Origin of the sequence: Paraburkholderia sp. 22098, from assembly GCF_052045935.1 — a bacterium.
Lineage (GTDB): Bacteria > Pseudomonadota > Gammaproteobacteria > Burkholderiales > Burkholderiaceae > Paraburkholderia > Paraburkholderia caledonica.
On sequence record NZ_JBQEPV010000014.1, the window covers coordinates 20,127 to 34,937 of the forward strand.

General features: G+C 64.1%; 14 protein-coding genes. 10 read left to right on the top strand and 4 right to left on the bottom strand.

The genetic code is table 11. The features are described 5' to 3' along the window. Positions 1–77: 77 nt before the first annotated feature. The 3 genes from ACTJLB_RS25265 to ACTJLB_RS25275 all read left to right on the top strand — a co-directional run bounded on the left by ACTJLB_RS25265 (position 78) and on the right by ACTJLB_RS25275 (position 5,730). Entirely contained in the window at positions 78–4,262 is a 4,185-nt protein-coding gene (locus ACTJLB_RS25265; RefSeq protein ID WP_440784845.1) for a YadA-like family protein, read from the top strand. A gap of 85 nt (positions 4,263–4,347) precedes the next feature. Continuing rightward, positions 4,348–4,737 carry a hypothetical protein gene (locus ACTJLB_RS25270; RefSeq protein WP_408489680.1) on the top strand — a complete coding sequence of 130 codons (390 nt, stop codon included), beginning with the start codon at positions 4,348–4,350 and terminating at the stop codon, positions 4,735–4,737. Between the two features lie 345 nt (positions 4,738–5,082). After that, the gene (locus ACTJLB_RS25275; RefSeq protein ID WP_310066872.1) at positions 5,083–5,730 is read left to right on the top strand and encodes a cysteine hydrolase; all 648 of its coding nucleotides are present in this window, start codon (positions 5,083–5,085) and stop codon (positions 5,728–5,730) included. Between the two features lie 51 nt (positions 5,731–5,781). Here the strand turns inward: ACTJLB_RS25275 and ACTJLB_RS25280 are convergent, their stop codons facing one another. Both ACTJLB_RS25280 and ACTJLB_RS25285 read right to left on the bottom strand, forming a co-directional pair. Beyond that, positions 5,782–6,591 carry an alpha/beta fold hydrolase gene (locus tag ACTJLB_RS25280; RefSeq protein WP_440784846.1) on the bottom strand — a complete coding sequence of 270 codons (810 nt, stop codon included), beginning with the start codon at positions 6,589–6,591 and terminating at the stop codon, positions 5,782–5,784. Between the two features lie 162 nt (positions 6,592–6,753). After that, positions 6,754–6,891, bottom strand: coding sequence for a DUF3563 family protein (locus tag ACTJLB_RS25285; RefSeq protein WP_020067775.1), 138 nt, complete (start codon positions 6,889–6,891; stop codon positions 6,754–6,756). Positions 6,892–7,334: 443 nt separating this feature from the next. Here ACTJLB_RS25285 and ACTJLB_RS25290 point away from each other — a divergent pair, with 443 nt between their 5' ends. Beyond that, positions 7,335–7,643 carry a DUF4148 domain-containing protein gene (locus ACTJLB_RS25290; RefSeq protein ID WP_020067774.1) on the top strand — a complete coding sequence of 103 codons (309 nt, stop codon included), beginning with the start codon at positions 7,335–7,337 and terminating at the stop codon, positions 7,641–7,643. 206 nt (positions 7,644–7,849) lie between these two features. Here the strand turns inward: ACTJLB_RS25290 and ACTJLB_RS25295 are convergent, their stop codons facing one another. Beyond that, positions 7,850–9,247, bottom strand: coding sequence for a mercuric reductase (locus ACTJLB_RS25295; RefSeq protein WP_440784847.1), 1,398 nt, complete (start codon positions 9,245–9,247; stop codon positions 7,850–7,852). A 125-nt stretch (positions 9,248–9,372) separates the two neighbouring features. Next, complete coding sequence (locus ACTJLB_RS25300) at positions 9,373–9,912, bottom strand: carboxymuconolactone decarboxylase family protein (RefSeq protein WP_440784848.1); 540 nt, start codon at positions 9,910–9,912, stop codon at positions 9,373–9,375. A gap of 111 nt (positions 9,913–10,023) precedes the next feature. Between ACTJLB_RS25300 and ACTJLB_RS25305 the strand changes: the two genes are divergently transcribed. The 6 genes from ACTJLB_RS25305 (at position 10,024) to ACTJLB_RS25330 (ending at position 14,808) form a co-directional block, all read left to right on the top strand. Next, the gene (locus tag ACTJLB_RS25305; RefSeq protein WP_131315599.1) at positions 10,024–10,986 is read left to right on the top strand and encodes a cupin domain-containing protein; all 963 of its coding nucleotides are present in this window, start codon (positions 10,024–10,026) and stop codon (positions 10,984–10,986) included. Between the two features lie 149 nt (positions 10,987–11,135). After that, positions 11,136–11,456, top strand: a complete 321-nt coding sequence (locus ACTJLB_RS25310; RefSeq protein ID WP_440784849.1) for a YXWGXW repeat-containing protein — start codon at positions 11,136–11,138, stop codon at positions 11,454–11,456. Between the two features lie 261 nt (positions 11,457–11,717). Beyond that, positions 11,718–12,278, top strand: coding sequence for an RNA polymerase sigma factor (locus tag ACTJLB_RS25315; protein WP_440784850.1), 561 nt, complete (start codon positions 11,718–11,720; stop codon positions 12,276–12,278). Next, positions 12,275–12,694, top strand: a complete 420-nt coding sequence (locus ACTJLB_RS25320; protein WP_440784851.1) for a hypothetical protein — start codon at positions 12,275–12,277, stop codon at positions 12,692–12,694. The genes ACTJLB_RS25315 and ACTJLB_RS25320 overlap by 4 nt, the downstream gene beginning before the upstream one ends. Continuing rightward, entirely contained in the window at positions 12,691–13,200 is a 510-nt protein-coding gene (locus ACTJLB_RS25325) for a periplasmic heavy metal sensor (RefSeq protein ID WP_440784852.1), read from the top strand. Before ACTJLB_RS25320 ends, ACTJLB_RS25325 begins: the two co-directional genes overlap by 4 nt. 72 nt (positions 13,201–13,272) lie before the next feature. Next, positions 13,273–14,808 carry a DUF1800 domain-containing protein gene (locus tag ACTJLB_RS25330; RefSeq protein WP_440784854.1) on the top strand — a complete coding sequence of 512 codons (1,536 nt, stop codon included), beginning with the start codon at positions 13,273–13,275 and terminating at the stop codon, positions 14,806–14,808. The last annotated feature ends 3 nt before the right edge of the window (positions 14,809–14,811 follow it).

Genomic DNA, 14,811 nt, shown 5'->3' on the forward strand with positions numbered 1-14,811 from the left:
ATCCTAAATGTAATGGCTGTAAACAAACACGCTTGTCGTTTCCAATTCGAATTGTGAATCCTTACAGGAAAATAACCATGAATAAGGCATATCGGACAGTCTGGAACGCGTCACTAGGGGCTTTTGTGGCCGCCTCGGAACGGGACAAAACGCGCGGCAAAGGGAATTCGGGAACCTGTGCCCCGGTAGTCGATGGACGAGACGGCGATCGTCGCAGCACGTTGTTGCACGGAGCGAGTCTGCGCATCTTGCCAGCGCTCGTGCTGGCGGCCCTCGGCGCATGGGGCACGCAGGCGCAGGCACAGGTCAATTGCTCAACATCACCTTATAACTTCTTCAACGGCAGCGATTCGTGCGCGGGCTTTTTGTCCACGGCCAGTGGTGGCGGTGCGACTGCGCTGGGTTACGCCGCTAACGCTACAGGAATCAATGCCACGGCCGTCGGCTATCAGGCGATCGCCAATGCAACGAATGCGCTTTATCTGGGGGCGCGCAATGCTCCGGGCACCGGCGCGACCGCTGAATCGGCGATTGCGATCGGTACCGATGTTGCCGCTAGCGGATCGGCCGCCATTGGTATCGGCGTCGACGCAGTCTCCAGCGGCAACCTGTCAACAGCCGTCGGCCCGTCGGCGAAGGCGACCGGAGACAACGGGGTTGCACTGGGCGCGAGTTCCAGCGCAGCCGCTTCCGGCGCTGTGGCATTGGGCAGCGGAGCCATCGGTTCGCAAACCAATGGTGTAGCCGTTGGTTCGGGAGCCAATGCTGCCGGTGTCAATGCAATCTACATGGGCTCGCGCACCGCCGCGGGCACCGGTTCGTCCGGACAATCGTCGATTGCGATCGGTACTGACGTCACCGCTACCGGCGACTATGCTGCCGCCTTCGGCTTCCAGTCGGTGGGGAGCGGAGCCGCAGCTGTTGCAATGGGCTATATCGCCGACAGCTCGGGCACGCATGCCGTGGCCGTCGGTTTTCAGTCGATCGCGAGCGGCCTCAACTCCGTGTATCTGGGAGCGCGTACCGTCGCGGGCACGGGCGCAACGGCGGCGGGAGCGATTGGTATCGGCACCGATGTGCGAGCTTCGGGTCCCTCTTCGCTGGCTGCGGGCACGGTGGCCGCCGCCACTGCCCAGAATGCAGTGGCCTTGGGGGCGGGAGCCGCCGCGTCGGGACTCAACTCGCTCGGCATGATGAACGGCTCCAGCGCCAGCGGCGCCAATTCGATAGCGTTGGGCGGGGCGGATTCCGTCGCCGAAGGCGGGTCGTCCGCACCGGCGGCAGTAGCGGGCGCCGCAGCGTCGGGCATTCGTGCGGTTGCGATCGGCTCAGGCGCGAGTTCGGGCGGGTCCTCGTCGATTGCGATAGGCGATTCGGCTTCGACGGGTACCAATGCCAATGCCATTGCGATGGGCACGACGGCGACGGCCTCGGGAAGCAGCGCTGTCGCGTTGGGCAACCAGACCGTGGCGAGCAACGCGAATGCGACCGCGGTTGGCTCTTCGTCGCAAGCCCTCGCGGCCTCGACGGTTGCGATCGGCGATAGCAACAAGGTTGCCGCAGCGGCCGGCGCCGGTTCCATAGCGGGCGGCCACAATTCTCAGGTGCTGAGCGGGACGGGCGCTGTCGCGCTCGGTCAGGCGCAGACGGTCAGCGGCAATGGCGCCGTCGCCATCGGCGACCCGAATAGCGCGACCGGCAATGGCGCGATTGCGGTCGGCGCGGATAACACGGCGACCGGCAACGGAGCGATCGCCCAAGGCAACGGCAACATCGCGAATGGCCAGGGTGCGGTCGCCCTGGGCAACGCCAGCAACGCGAGCGGCGCGAGCGCGCTCGCATTCGGCGATACAGCAGTCGCGAACCAGGCGGGCGCGATTGCACTCGGCGCCGGCGCGTCGGCCGGCAACGCCAACAGCGTGGCGCTCGGCTCGGGCTCCCAGACCGGCACCGCAACGCCGACCGCGAGCACGACCATCAACGGTACGGTCTACAACTTCGCCGGCACCGCGCCGACCAGCGTGGTGAGCGTGGGCGTGGCAGGCACGGAGCGCCAGATCCAGAACGTGGCGGCGGGCCGTCTTAGCGCGACGAGCACGGACGCCGTGAACGGTTCGCAGTTGTACCAGAGCAATCAGGCGATCGACGCTCTCGCAGCGACCGTCGCGACTGACAAGACTCACTACTTCAGCGTCAACGACGGCGGCACGCAAGGCGGCAATTACAACAACGACGGTGCCACCGGCGTCAACGCGTTGGCGGCAGGCGTGGGCACCGTCGCTGCCGGCGCGGGCAGCACCGCTATTGGCCAGGGCGCGACGGCGAACAATGCAAACGACGTGGCGCTCGGCAGCGGCTCGACGACCGACGTGACCGTGGCGACCACGGGCGACACCATCAACGGCACTGCATATGCGTATGCCGGCACTTCGCCCGCGAGCACGGTGAGTGTCGGCAGCCTCGGTCACGAGCGCACCGTGACGAACGTGGCCGCGGGCCGTGTCAACGCGAACAGTACCGATGCAGTGAACGGCTCGCAGCTTTACGCCACCGATCAGGCAGTCGATAACCTCGCCAGTGTCGTGACGGCGAATGCGAAGCACTACTACAGCGTCAACGACGGCGGCACGCAGGGCGGCAACTACAACAACGACGGCGCCACTGGCCTCAATGCTCTGGCCGCGGGTGTCGCGGCGACGGCGAGCGGCGCGAGCAGCTTCGCGGGTGGCAACGGCGCTTCGGCACTAGCCAATAACGCCGTTGCGCTAGGTTCGCTGTCGAGTGCGTCGGTCGCGGGTGCCGTTGCGATCGGTGCCGGTTCGGTGTCCGACCGGGCGGTGCTCTCGGGCGTCGGCTCGATCGCCAACGGCTCGCATGCGATTCCGTTCGATACCAGCGATCAGACGTTGCTCGGCGCGGTGTCCTTCGGCAGCGCAAGCGGCAACACGTATCGGCAGTTGACGAACGTCGCCGACGGTACGCAGCAGCACGACGCCGTCACCATCCGCCAGTTGGCAGGCGCACTGTCGTCGTTTGCGGTGACTGGCCAGATGTACTTCCATGCGAATTCGACGGCGGCGGACTCGCTCGCGGTCGGCGCGGAGTCGATCGCCGTGGGACCGACCACGGTCGTCAACGGTGACAACGGTGTGGGCATGGGTAACGGGGCGATCGTCGACGCAACCGCGCCCGGCGGCGTCGCGATCGGCCAGGCCGCGCATTCGGCGCAGGCGGACGCGATTGCGGTGGGCAGCGGCTCTGTCGCGAGCGGCGCGCAGTCGATTGCTCAAGGCGCGAATGCGAGTGCCGCAAACGCCGGATCCGTTGCAATCGGTTCAGGCGCGCACAGCAGTGCAATCGACGCGCTTTCGCTCGGGGCCGGCGCGGGCGCGACGTTTGCCAACAGTGTCGCGCTCGGAGCCGGATCGGTGACGACGGTCGGCGCGTTGAGCAACTACATCGCTTACGGACTGAGCAGTCCGCAGTCGTCGGCGGGCGAGGTCAACGTCGGCAACCGGCAGATTACCGGCCTTGCTGCGGGCAAAGCCGGCACGGACGCCGTGAACGTCTCGCAGCTCGATGCGGTGACCAACCGGTTGACGACGCTCATCAACCAGCAGACCACCAATAACGGCGGCAGCTTCTCGTCGTCGCCCGGTACGCCCACGCCCCCGACGCCTTCGGGATCGAACTCGTCGGCAGGCGGGCAGGGCGCCGTGGCTTCGGGCAACAACAGTTCGGCGGTCGGTAACGGCTCGACGGCGTCGGGCAGCGGTTCCACAGCTGTAGGAGCCGGCGCGACATCCACGGGCAGCGGCTCGACGGCGCTCGGCGCGAACAGTAACGACGGCGGACGTGCGAATGTGGTTGCGGTCGGTTCCAGCGAGTCCACCCGGCAGGTGATCAACGTGGCGGCCGGCACCGCGCCGACCGACGCGGTGAACGTTCAACAGCTGAACGCGGCGTTGTCGCAGGCAAACGCATACACGGACGCCCGCGTGAACGAACTGCAGAACGGCATCAATTCGACGGCGCGCAACGCGTACTCCGGCATCGCTGCAGCGACTGCGTTGACGATGATTCCCGAAGTGGACAAGGACAAGACCTTATCGCTCGGTATCGGCACGGCGGGCTTCCGCGGTTACCAGGCGGTCGCGATCGGCGGTACCGCGCGCCTCGCGGAGAACCTGAAAATGAAGGCCGGCGTGGGCATGAGCCCAGGCGGCACGACCGTCGGCGTCGGCGCCGCAATGCAATGGTAAGTCGTGAGAGCGGGACCGCAGCCGCGTGTCCCGCGTTCTCTGCGTTTGCCGCGTTTTCCGCCACACACAGTCTATGGAGCACCTGATGAACCGACTATTTCTTGCAAGCCTATTTACGACCGGCGTCCTTCTCGTGAGCGGATGCACGGCAGCGAGTGGTCCGTCCTTTAACGCCTATTCCGTCGACGCAAGCAACGGCGTCAGGACCTACCGGGCGGAGTGCCACGGCCTCCTGGAAAGCGCGGCGACCTGCACGAAAGTGGCGCAACACATCTGCGGCGACAAGTCTGTACAGCCGATCGAACGGATCGACCGCGTTCGCGAAGCCGACGACAACCGCAATGACCCTCGCGTTCTGCTGTTCAGTTGCGCTCAGGCGTCCGACAGCAAGACGTCGGCCGAACCGCCTTCGACGGTTGACGAAGGCGCGAGGATCGGAGACGTCGATCACCGTTCAGGAACTAAAGCGATGTAACCGTGAGGCAGCGCGGCCACGCTCGTCTCGGGCGTTGGCCGCCGTCTCGCCGACCTGAGCGACCTGCGCACGTTCAAAAACAAACGCACCGGCAGGTCGCGAAAACCGTACTTGCATGCCAGATCCCAACAAGCGCGGGGGAGTCTTACTCATCGCCTTGTTAAAAGCATGCACGCGGGGTCGACCTGCGGACGCATCCAGCGCCCTGTCATCCGGCGCTCGCATGCAAAACCGGGATGCCGCATCAATGCGTCGTTGCTTTCCAGGTCTTCGTTTCCTAATCTGGTCGGGAGGCTCCGGTCGGAGAGGCCGGTGAACCGTCACGCGATTTCCTGGAGGTCCGAAGTGTCCTTTGATCGTACGGAGACAGCCGTAGTATTCATCGACCCGCAAGTCGATGTCCTGAGCAAGTCGGGTAAGAATTGGGGCGCGGTGGGAGCGAGCGTGACGGAGAACAGGACGGTCGAAAACATGCTGCGAATCTTCAAGGCGGCAAAGACCGCGAAATTTCCCGTCTTTATATCGCCACATTATTTTTTCCCGACCGACCGCCTGTGGAAATTCAACGGACCGTTGGAGTCCGATGAATTCGCTACCGGGACGTTTGCGCGTAGCGGTCAGTTGAATCTCGAAGGTTTCGACGGATCGGGCGCTGACTGGCTCGACGAATTCAAGCCCTACATCAACGACGGCGAGACGGTTGTTGTGAGCCCACATAAGGTCTTCGGACCGCAAACCAACGATCTCGTCCTTCAACTGCGCAAGCGTGGCGTGAGCAAGGTGGTACTGGGCGGCATGCTTGCCAATATGTGCGTGGAATCGCATCTGCGCGACCTGCTCGAACAGGGATTCGAGGTCCACGTCGTGAGCGATGCGACTGCGGGACCACGTCACCCCGTTTGGGGCGATGGATATAAAGCGGCAATGGTCAATTACGCGTTTCTCGCGCACGGCGTGGTGACCACCGACGAAGTTGTCGCTTCAATGAAATGACGCACGCGTAACCAGCATTTCCCAAACTAACTGCGTTCGACGATTGCCTCATCAATGCGCCGCTTCCGACTCGGCGATATGCCGCGCGATCGTCGCATTGACCTGGTCGGCGTGCGTGAGCGGCCCCATATGTCCCGCGCCCTCGACGATTGCAAGGCGTGCCGCAGGCAGCAGCATGGGCAACCGCTCGGCGATCGCCCGCGTCGGAACCGGCGCATGTTCGCCGCGCATGATCAACGCCGGCACGCGCAGGCTCGTGTAAGCGCTGGCGGGCGTGCGTTCATCGAGAAGCGCGCGAAAGTCGAGCGGCGCCTTCGGCGCCCAGCGCGTGAGCGCGGCCTGCACCGAGGGCCGCAGCGCATCCCATGCGCCCCGTCCACTCCAGTAGTCGACGAACGAAGCCGCCGCACCGCGATAGTCGCCGCAGCTGACTCCGTCGGCGGTGCGCTTCGAGATCGCGACGATTTCCGAAAGCGCTTCGACTCCGTAGGTGCCCATCGCCTTCAGCAGGTGAAACGCCGACGGTTCGTACAGCGTCAGGCTCGCAATGCGCTCGGGCCGCTCGACAGCCGCGCGCAACGCCACGCCACCGCCGTACGAGTGGCCGACGAGATGCACCTTGCCACAGGCGGCGTCGATGATGCCGACCGTCCTCGCCGCCTCGTCGGCAAGCGTGAACGCGCGCTCGCCGCTCCATGGGCCGGTGCTGTCGCAGCCATAGTGCTCCGGCGCGACGAACGCGTGGCGCGAGCCAAGCGCCTCGCCGAGCTTGCGCCATTGCGTCGCGCCGGAGCCCGAGCAATGCAGAGCGATGACGGTCGTTGGAGATGAGCAGGTTCGCGATGCGATGGCGTTATTCATGTCGTTCCTGAGGAGTCGGGTAGTCGAGGAGTCGGAAGCACGGACGCCGTGCCGGGGAGTCTCTACTATCGGTGCGACGCCGCCGCCTGGCTATGCTCGAGACGCCGGAAGATTTGCTCTGCCATCCGAACTGATTGACGGACAGTGCCGCGTTGAGCGAGGTCAGCCGTCGATATCGAGCGACTGCATGCGACGTTCAAGCTCGCACATGTCCACGGCAGATGCGAGGTACGCGTCCCGACGGCTGTGTTCAGCGCGGTCGAGCAGCTCTTGCAGCAAGAGAAACAGATAGATGAACATGATGCCCTCCGGTCGACGACCTGGTCGATTCAGTACCAGCGCGAACGGGGCGCGACGCAACAGCATCCGGTGGGATGCACGGTGGCTCGCGCTACGGCTGGACGCGGTGTATTGCAGAGTCCATGCCATATCGCTGCAAGCCTTGTTTAGCGGTGATTCGGACATTGCCGGGCGCGACGAATTCGATAAACTGTCGTAGCGTCGCCAACACGGATTCATGCGAAAGTCGGCATGACACGAACACCTGTTTGTTGCGGCGGGAAATGTGAGCGGAGCTTGAGAAAGCAGGCGTAGGGATTGCTCTTAGTTTCTGTCGCCTCCGTGAGGAGGCGTTATCGCACAGCAACGGAATCATCACTCGAAAGACGAACAACCCGAGGAAACACGCCAGCCGCGCCGGCATGGCGTCGCCCCTGTTTCGCTCGCACCGAAGGACACGCACCATGAGCAGACTGCTGACAAACTGGTCGACGCTTTTCGCCGTGACGATGCTGGTCGCCGGTTGCGTGGCTCCCGTCATGCCGTACACCGGACCGCACCTTACCCCGACGGAGTGCCGCGACCTCGCGGCACTGAGAACAAACGCGCCGCCGACCATGGCGCAACACCAGAGCGAACTCGGTGCTCTGAGAAAGGCGGGCTACGACCCGTCCCCGTGGTATGACCCGTACTATCCGGACGACCTCCAGGCGGCACAGCGCCTCGTCGACTACTGGTTCCAGACCGAGTGCCAGCGGCCTCAGTCCGGCTGACCGTCATTCCACAGCAGTCGAGGCGAGGACGAACCAGGACGCTCATTTGTAATGGTCCGATAGGGAGCATCCGGAATACAGACTGGCGCAACGCTCGTTTCTCTGGCTATGGACCATGTCCGGGCGCGGGCAGATTGCGCAAGTAACGAGCGAGCCCGTCAGATTCAACGGACTCGCGCAGTCCGCGCCCAGGCGCCGATCGTCTGTTAAGCCGCCCTTGCAGGAACCTTCGACAGAAGCGGCCCCAAACCTTCGGCGAACGTCAGATGCGAGATGACAGCATCGCGCAGTTTCGGGTACGGAAGCTCTGCGATCATTGCCGTCTGCACCGAAGCCATGACCTCTCCTGCCTCCGGTCCGATCATCGAGAATCCCAGGATACGGTCGTCTTTGGCGTCGACGAGAACCTTCATGAATCCCTGAGTTTCGTCGGTCGCTTCAGTTCGCAGCACATTGCTCATTGGGAGTGTCGCGACGCGAACCGCAATACCGTCGCGAAGTGCATCGCGTTCGTTCAGACCCACGCGTGCGAGCGGCGGATCAGTGAATAGCGTGTACGGAACCAGGCGGCCGGTTGTCGTTCGATCTGTGCCCGCGAGGTTGTCGCGCACTATCCTGAAGTCGTCTACCGAAACATGCGTGAACTGCGGACTGCCCGCGACTTCGCCGATTGCCCATACGCCGGGTGCCGATGCCTGCAACCTGTCGTTGACGCGAATGTATCCGCGTTCGTCGACTTCGATGCCTGCCTGCTCCAGCCCGATACCGGCCGTGTTGGGAACCCGTCCTGCCGCAACGAGGATGTCACTGCCTTCAATCACCCGTTCCCCCGAAGCGGTTCTCAGCACGACGCGAACCTGCGTACCGGAGCGGCCTTCGACACGGACCGTTTCAGCACCCGTCACGATATCGATTCCTTCGTTATTCAGAATGCCACGCATCTCTTCGCTGATGTCCACGTCTTCGCGAGCCATCAGGCGGGCGCCGCGCTCGACGATAGTCACGCGACTTCCGAAGCGGCGATAAGCCTGTGCCATCTCGATGCCGATATAACCGCCGCCCAGCACGACCAGATGCGCTGGCGCGTAGTCAAGATCGAGCGCGCCGATATGCGTCAGCGGTCCGGCGGCCAGCAATCCGGGCACATCGGGAATTGCAGCGTGCGTGCCGACATTCACGACCACCTGATCGCCGGCGAGCGTGCGCGTGCCGCCGTCTTTCAGTTGCACCGCGATCGTCTTCGGTCCGATGAAACGGCCGGAGCCCATGATCAACTCGGCGCCGCTCGACGCATACGCCTGCACGTGAAACGCCGCCTCTCTCTCGATCATGCCGCGCTTGCGTTCGCGGACCTTCGCCATGTCGACGGCGATCGGACCGGTCGTCGTGCCGAAGTCGCCGGCATGCCGCGCCAGATGCGCGACCCGCGCGCTCCATATTTCGTTCTTGCTCGGCAGGCAAGCCACGGCAGGGCATGACCCACCGACCCACTGCCGTTCGACTACGGCGACCCGTTGTCCCGATCGTCCCAGATGCCACGCCAGAAGCTTGCCGCCCTGGCCGCTGCCGAGAATCAAGGTATCGAAATGTTCAACTTGAGACATGAAATCCTCCAGTACACCTGCGAGTGAGTGTGGCCAGTGCGGCGGCGATCCGGCTTTCCGCCGGATCACAACGATGCGGCGAGCGGCACGTCACCGCGTGACGAATCCGCCCGACTACGCACGTGTTATTTGACCGGCGGGAAATCGACGTCAGTGTCGTTAATGCGATTGAATGTATTCGTGAAGATCGTCATGGCGATCGCCAGCGAAATCTCGGCCAGTTGCGTGTCGCTGTAACCGGCGGCGCGAATGGCGGTGAACTCGTTTTCATCGATCGTGCCGCGCGTGCTCTGCAGCGTCAGCACGAAGTGGACGAGGGCGTCACGCTTCGCATCGCCCGTCGCCTTGCCCGCGCGAATCTGACGGAGCGTCTCGGGCGAGAGGCCGGTCATCTTTCCCAACATCACGTGAGCGGCCACGCAGTAATCACATCCCGTCTGCTCGCTGACGAGCAGCTTGATGGTTTCCAGATCCTGTTTGCTGAGACTGCTAGACGCGAGCGCGCCTTCCGCGTCGAGCACGGCGTTCAATGTCGCGGGTGCGACGTGACCGACCGTCGCGAACAGGTTCGGCACGCTGCCGCCTGCGATCTTCCGTACCCGTGCATAGACTTCGGCGGTGGCGCCCGTGGCGTTCGAAACTGCGGGAATTGCAATGCGACTCATGATCGACCTCATGCGGTGGTGGTTAGGAGCCTCCACTTTAGGGTCGCGAAATGATCTTGTTGAGCCTTTGGATTGCCAATATCATGCTCAAAAGTATCAACCGAGGTAGCTATGTCACTCACGCTCGATTGGCTCAGCCGTCTGCTCGGCATGATGACGGTGCGCGGGCAGCTCGAACTCCGATGCTCGTACGGCGCTCCGTGGCAAGTCATCTACGACGATTCCGCTGCCGGGGAAATGCCGTATCACATCGTGCTCGGCGGATCGGCCATTCTTGAGACGCCGGGCGAGGGCAAGCCGCAAGATCTTGGCGCTGGCGACATCGTGATGTTGACGCACGGTTCGGCCCATATTCTTCACGACGGCAGCGGCGCGCGCCCGAAACCTGCGCGCCAGCGCCAGACGTTGAACCTGACCGTCAGCGAAAATAAAGGCAGTGGTCAGCGCCTTGAAATGCTTTGCGGTCGAATCGTGCTGGCGCCGCCGCATGACCGCCTGATCCGCGCATATCTGCCGCCTCGGCTCGTTGTCCGGACATCGGCCGCAAGGGCTTCGTCCAGCGCTGAGACGCTTGCACAACTGAAAGGGCTGATGGCGCTCATGCAGGCGGAATCGAGTGCGGACAGGCTGGGCGGCTATGCAATGCTGAACGCGCTGTCTACGGCGTTGTTCGCGCTTGCGTTGCGTATGTCCGGCGAGTCTGACGAGGCGCCGACAGGCTTGCTGGCTCTCGCGGGACATCCGCGCCTCGCCCCGGCGCTTGCAGCCATATTCAACGATCCGGCCTATCCGTGGACTCTGTCTGAACTGTCCGAACTTTGCAGCATGTCGCGCGCGACGTTGCTCCGCCACTTTCAGGACAAGGTCGGACGCTCGCCCAATGAACTCCTGACAGATGTCCGGATGGCATTGGCCGCCAATGAGTTGAAAAAGCCAGGCGTGTCCACCGAAGTCGTAGCCGAGACGGTCGGCTATCAATCCGTCGCGGCGTTCCGTCGGGCCTTCACCCAACATCTGGGCATGACGCCCGCCGACTGGCGTCGTTCGGAGGACAAGCAGCACGGACAGTCATGATTTGCACCCGCTCCGGCCCGTCGCAGCGAAGATTGTCGCTGCGACGCAAATAAATATTCGAAGCATTCGACGGATTTTTCCCGCTGCCGCGTTTAAAAAGAAACGAAGCCCTGCCGCGCTTCGATACTGGATGAATGGGAGAAACCGACATGACATCGAAAACGCCGCTTCACTTCGGACGCAACGTGCTCGCCGTCGCGGCGACCTGCGCCGCCGCGCTGACCGCGGCACCTGCTATCGCCCAAGCCGTGATCATCGCGCCTGTCGCGCCACCGCCGCCCCGCGTCGAAGTCTTGCCCGCGCCGCGAGCGGGCTATGTGTGGGACCAGGGCCGCTGGCGTTGGCACCACGGTCGTTACGAGTGGGCGCCGGGCCATTGGCAGCCGGTTCGCGCCGGTTATCACTGGGTGCCGGGACATTGGGTGCAGCGCGGACCGAACTGGCGCTGGGTCGAAGGCCATTGGGCGTGAAGGCCTCACATGACTCAAGGAGGCAAGCTGCCATGAAAACACTGTTGATATTGCTGCTCGTGGGGTCGCTCGGCGGTTGTGTGGTCTACCCGGCGCGGTCGGTCTACTATCGTCCGGCAGTCGTCGTGTATTGAACAACCGCTTGAACGACCGCTTGAACGACCGCTTGAAAAACCGCGCCCGGATAATGCACGCGCAACGGACCTACGAGGATAAAGCCGACGTGAAGCGCATCGCACGTGTGTCGAAGGGTGCGGCCTCTTGAGCGAACGCGATCCCGACGCGGAATTGCTGGAGCAGGTCGGCCGGCAAGATCCGGCCGCTGTGCGCACGCTGGTTGCGCGCAAACTGCCGCGTCTGCTCGCGGTCGCCACGCGCATGCTGGGCGATCGCATGGAAGCGGAAGACGTCGCGCAGGAAGTATTCGTGCGGATCTGGAAACAGGCCACGCGCTGGCGAGAAGGCGAGGCGAAATTCGACACGTGGATTCATCGCGTCGCACTCAATCTTTGCTATGACCGCCTGCGCGGCCGGCGCGAAGATCCTGGCGACGACCTGCACGATGAGGTCGATCCCGCCCCGCCGCCGGATGCACGGCTCGAAGCGCGCGCCCGCGGCGAGCGTGTTCGCGAAGCACTCGCCGCCTTGCCCGCGCGACAACGCGAGGCACTGGTGCTCACTTATTACCAGGAGATGTCGAACACCGACGCCGCAGCACTGATGGGCGTCACCGTCGATGCGCTGGAAAGTCTGCTGGCCCGCGCGCGCCGCAATCTGCGCGCTCAACTGGCCGACAGCGGCCTTAGCAAGGACAATTCATGACGCCGGAAAGATTCCACCAGATCGTCGAAGCCTATGGCGCCGATCCACGCCGCTGGCCGCAACCGGAGCGGGCAGCGGCGCAGGGCTGGGCGGACGCGCATCGCGCGCAAGCAGATGCGTACCTGGCTAAAGCCGCCGAGCTGGACACGTGGCTCGCTGCCGACCATGTTGCGCCGCCGGACGCGGCACTGCAGCAGCGCATTATCGGCAGTGCGCCGCGGCGGCGGCCTGCTGCGCAGCGGCGCGCATGGTGGTGGTCAGGCGCGGCGGTCGCGGGTGTCGGCTTGCTCGGCGGCGCGGCCGGCGCTTTGGCCGTGTCGTTTTTCGTATTGACCGAGACGGTTCCGCCGATGCACGAGTCGTCATATCTAACGTCGAGTTTCGGTGGTTCATCCGCCGACTGGAGCGGCGAATGAACAGCCGGACATGGAAAATCGTTCTGGTGGCCTCGCTGGTGCTCAATGTGTTCCTGCTGGGCGCGATTGCCGGTGGCGCCTATCAGTGGTTTGCGGCGCGCGGTGCCACGACGCCGCTCGTCGCGCAACAGCGCGCGTTGCGCTTTGCCGCGCAGACGCTTTCAACCGAGCGCCAAAAAGAGTTTGCCGACAGCCTGAAGACCGGGCGCCGCGAGGCGCGACAATTCGCGCGCGAGGCACGCGAAGGGCGGCGCGAGGTGTTGCGTCTGCTGGCCGCTCCGCAGCTCGATCGCCCTGCACTCGACGCCGCCCTCGCTCGCACGCGTGCCGCCGACAGCAATCTGCGCGCGCAGGTGGAAAGCAGTGTGGCGGATTTCGCGTCGGGGTTGTCGCCTGAGGAGCGGGTCAAGTTCGCCGACAGCCTCCGCTTGCGCGGACAGTGGCGCGAGCCGCAGTCCGGCGCCAGCGTCGCGCGGCCGGCGAGTCCGGCATCTTCGGGCGATTAAAAAATCAGACGGGCGCGACGGATATCTCTCGCACCGCACGTTCAAGCTGTATCTAACGCCGAAGAGGATCGCATGGCTGCGCAACCGAACCTTACCGCCGCTGCAATTGCGCTGAATCGTTTCGGCCTGGGCGCCCGCGCCGACGATACGCCGCCCGCCGACCCGAAGGCCTGGCTACTCGCGCAGTTCGATCAGTATCAGCCGAAGCCAGCTGCGTGGGCGAGCCAGCCTGACTCGCTGGCAATCTCGGGCGAACTGGAGCAGCAGCGCATGCAGTTGCGTATGCAGACCCAGCGCAATCCGGGCGGCGTGAGCATGCCCGCACAAACGAATGCTCAGACAGGCGAGCAGGCGGCATCGCAAAGCGACACGAAAAAAGATAAGGAAGCCGAACGAAAGGCGATTCGTGCGGAAATACGCGACAACTATCGATCGTCCGTGAATGCGCGGGTGGTGAGCGCACTGACAACACAGACGCCCTTTGTCGAGCGGCTGGTTCATTTCTGGTCTAACCATTTCGCAGTGTCGACGGAAAAGCCAGCTGTGGCCGCGCTCGCCGGCTCATTCGAAGCCGAAGCGATCCGTCCACATGTGCTGGGCCGCTTCGAGGACATGCTGGTCGCAGTGGAACGTCATCCGGCCATGCAACTGTTTCTCGATCAGACGCGCTCGGTAGGGCCGGACAGCGTCGCGGCGATGCGGGCGGCGCAGCGAAATCCCCAGAGCAAGCGCGGCCTCAACGAAAATCTCGCGCGCGAAATCATGGAGCTGCATACGCTAGGTGTACGCAGTGGCTATAACCAGGAGGACGTGACCGAATTCGCCCGCGCACTGACCGGTTGGAGTCTCGCTACCGGACCTCGGAATCCCGGAAATACCGCCAACGCCGGCAGTTCAGCCAGTGCAGGCATGCAGGCAAGCCGTCCGATGCAAGAGGCCTCGGCGCCGGGCAGCTTCGTGTTTCGCGACGCCTTGCATGAACCCGGCTCACGAACCATCATGGGCCGCCGTTATGATCAGCCCGGCGAACAGCAGGCGCTTGCAATCTTGCATGATCTCGCCAGCGCGCCCGCAACAGCGCAGCACATCGGCTCGAAACTGGCCCGTCATTTCATTGCCGACAATCCGCCGGCAGGCGTGAGCGAGCGGCTTGCGGGCGTGTTCGAGCGCAGCGGCGGCGATCTGCCGTCCGTCTACCGTGCATTGCTCGACATGCCGCATGCGTGGTCGCCCGTCGCTGTCAAGTTCAAGACGCCGTGGGAATGGGCGATCTCTTCGATGCGCGGGCTCGGCTGGCAAGACCTTGGTAATCAGCAGGCTGCGCCCATCCTGGCGCAACTTGGTCAACCCGTGTGGCGGCCGGGCTCGCCTGCCGGTTACGACGATATTGCTGCAAGCTGGGCCGCGCCCGATGCGCTGGTGCGCCGCGTCGAAGTGGCGCAGCGCCTGGCCGCGCGCGTCGGCGACCGGCTCGACGCGCGTTCGCTGGGGCAGGTGCTGCTCCCGGGATCGCTCAGCGCGCCGAGTGCTGTGGCCGTCGCACGTGCCGAAAGCGCATCCACGGCCATCGCACTTTTGCTGGTCTCGCCCGATTTTCAACGGAGATAGTCC

Coding starts and splice junctions, on each gene's coding strand:
- ACTJLB_RS25290 (WP_020067774.1), top strand. CDS start 7,335: ATGAGCAGACTGCTGACAAACTGGTCGACGCTTTTCGCCGTGACGATG.
- ACTJLB_RS25325 (WP_440784852.1), top strand. CDS start 12,691: ATGAACAGCCGGACATGGAAAATCGTTCTGGTGGCCTCGCTGGTGCTC.
- ACTJLB_RS25265 (WP_440784845.1), top strand. CDS start 78: ATGAATAAGGCATATCGGACAGTCTGGAACGCGTCACTAGGGGCTTTT.
- ACTJLB_RS25270 (WP_408489680.1), top strand. CDS start 4,348: ATGAACCGACTATTTCTTGCAAGCCTATTTACGACCGGCGTCCTTCTC.
- ACTJLB_RS25280 (WP_440784846.1), bottom strand. CDS start 6,591: ATGAATAACGCCATCGCATCGCGAACCTGCTCATCTCCAACGACCGTC.
- ACTJLB_RS25310 (WP_440784849.1), top strand. CDS start 11,136: ATGACATCGAAAACGCCGCTTCACTTCGGACGCAACGTGCTCGCCGTC.
- ACTJLB_RS25295 (WP_440784847.1), bottom strand. CDS start 9,247: ATGTCTCAAGTTGAACATTTCGATACCTTGATTCTCGGCAGCGGCCAG.
- ACTJLB_RS25300 (WP_440784848.1), bottom strand. CDS start 9,912: ATGAGTCGCATTGCAATTCCCGCAGTTTCGAACGCCACGGGCGCCACC.
- ACTJLB_RS25330 (WP_440784854.1), top strand. CDS start 13,273: ATGGCTGCGCAACCGAACCTTACCGCCGCTGCAATTGCGCTGAATCGT.
- ACTJLB_RS25285 (WP_020067775.1), bottom strand. CDS start 6,891: ATGTTCATCTATCTGTTTCTCTTGCTGCAAGAGCTGCTCGACCGCGCT.
- ACTJLB_RS25320 (WP_440784851.1), top strand. CDS start 12,275: ATGACGCCGGAAAGATTCCACCAGATCGTCGAAGCCTATGGCGCCGAT.
- ACTJLB_RS25305 (WP_131315599.1), top strand. CDS start 10,024: ATGTCACTCACGCTCGATTGGCTCAGCCGTCTGCTCGGCATGATGACG.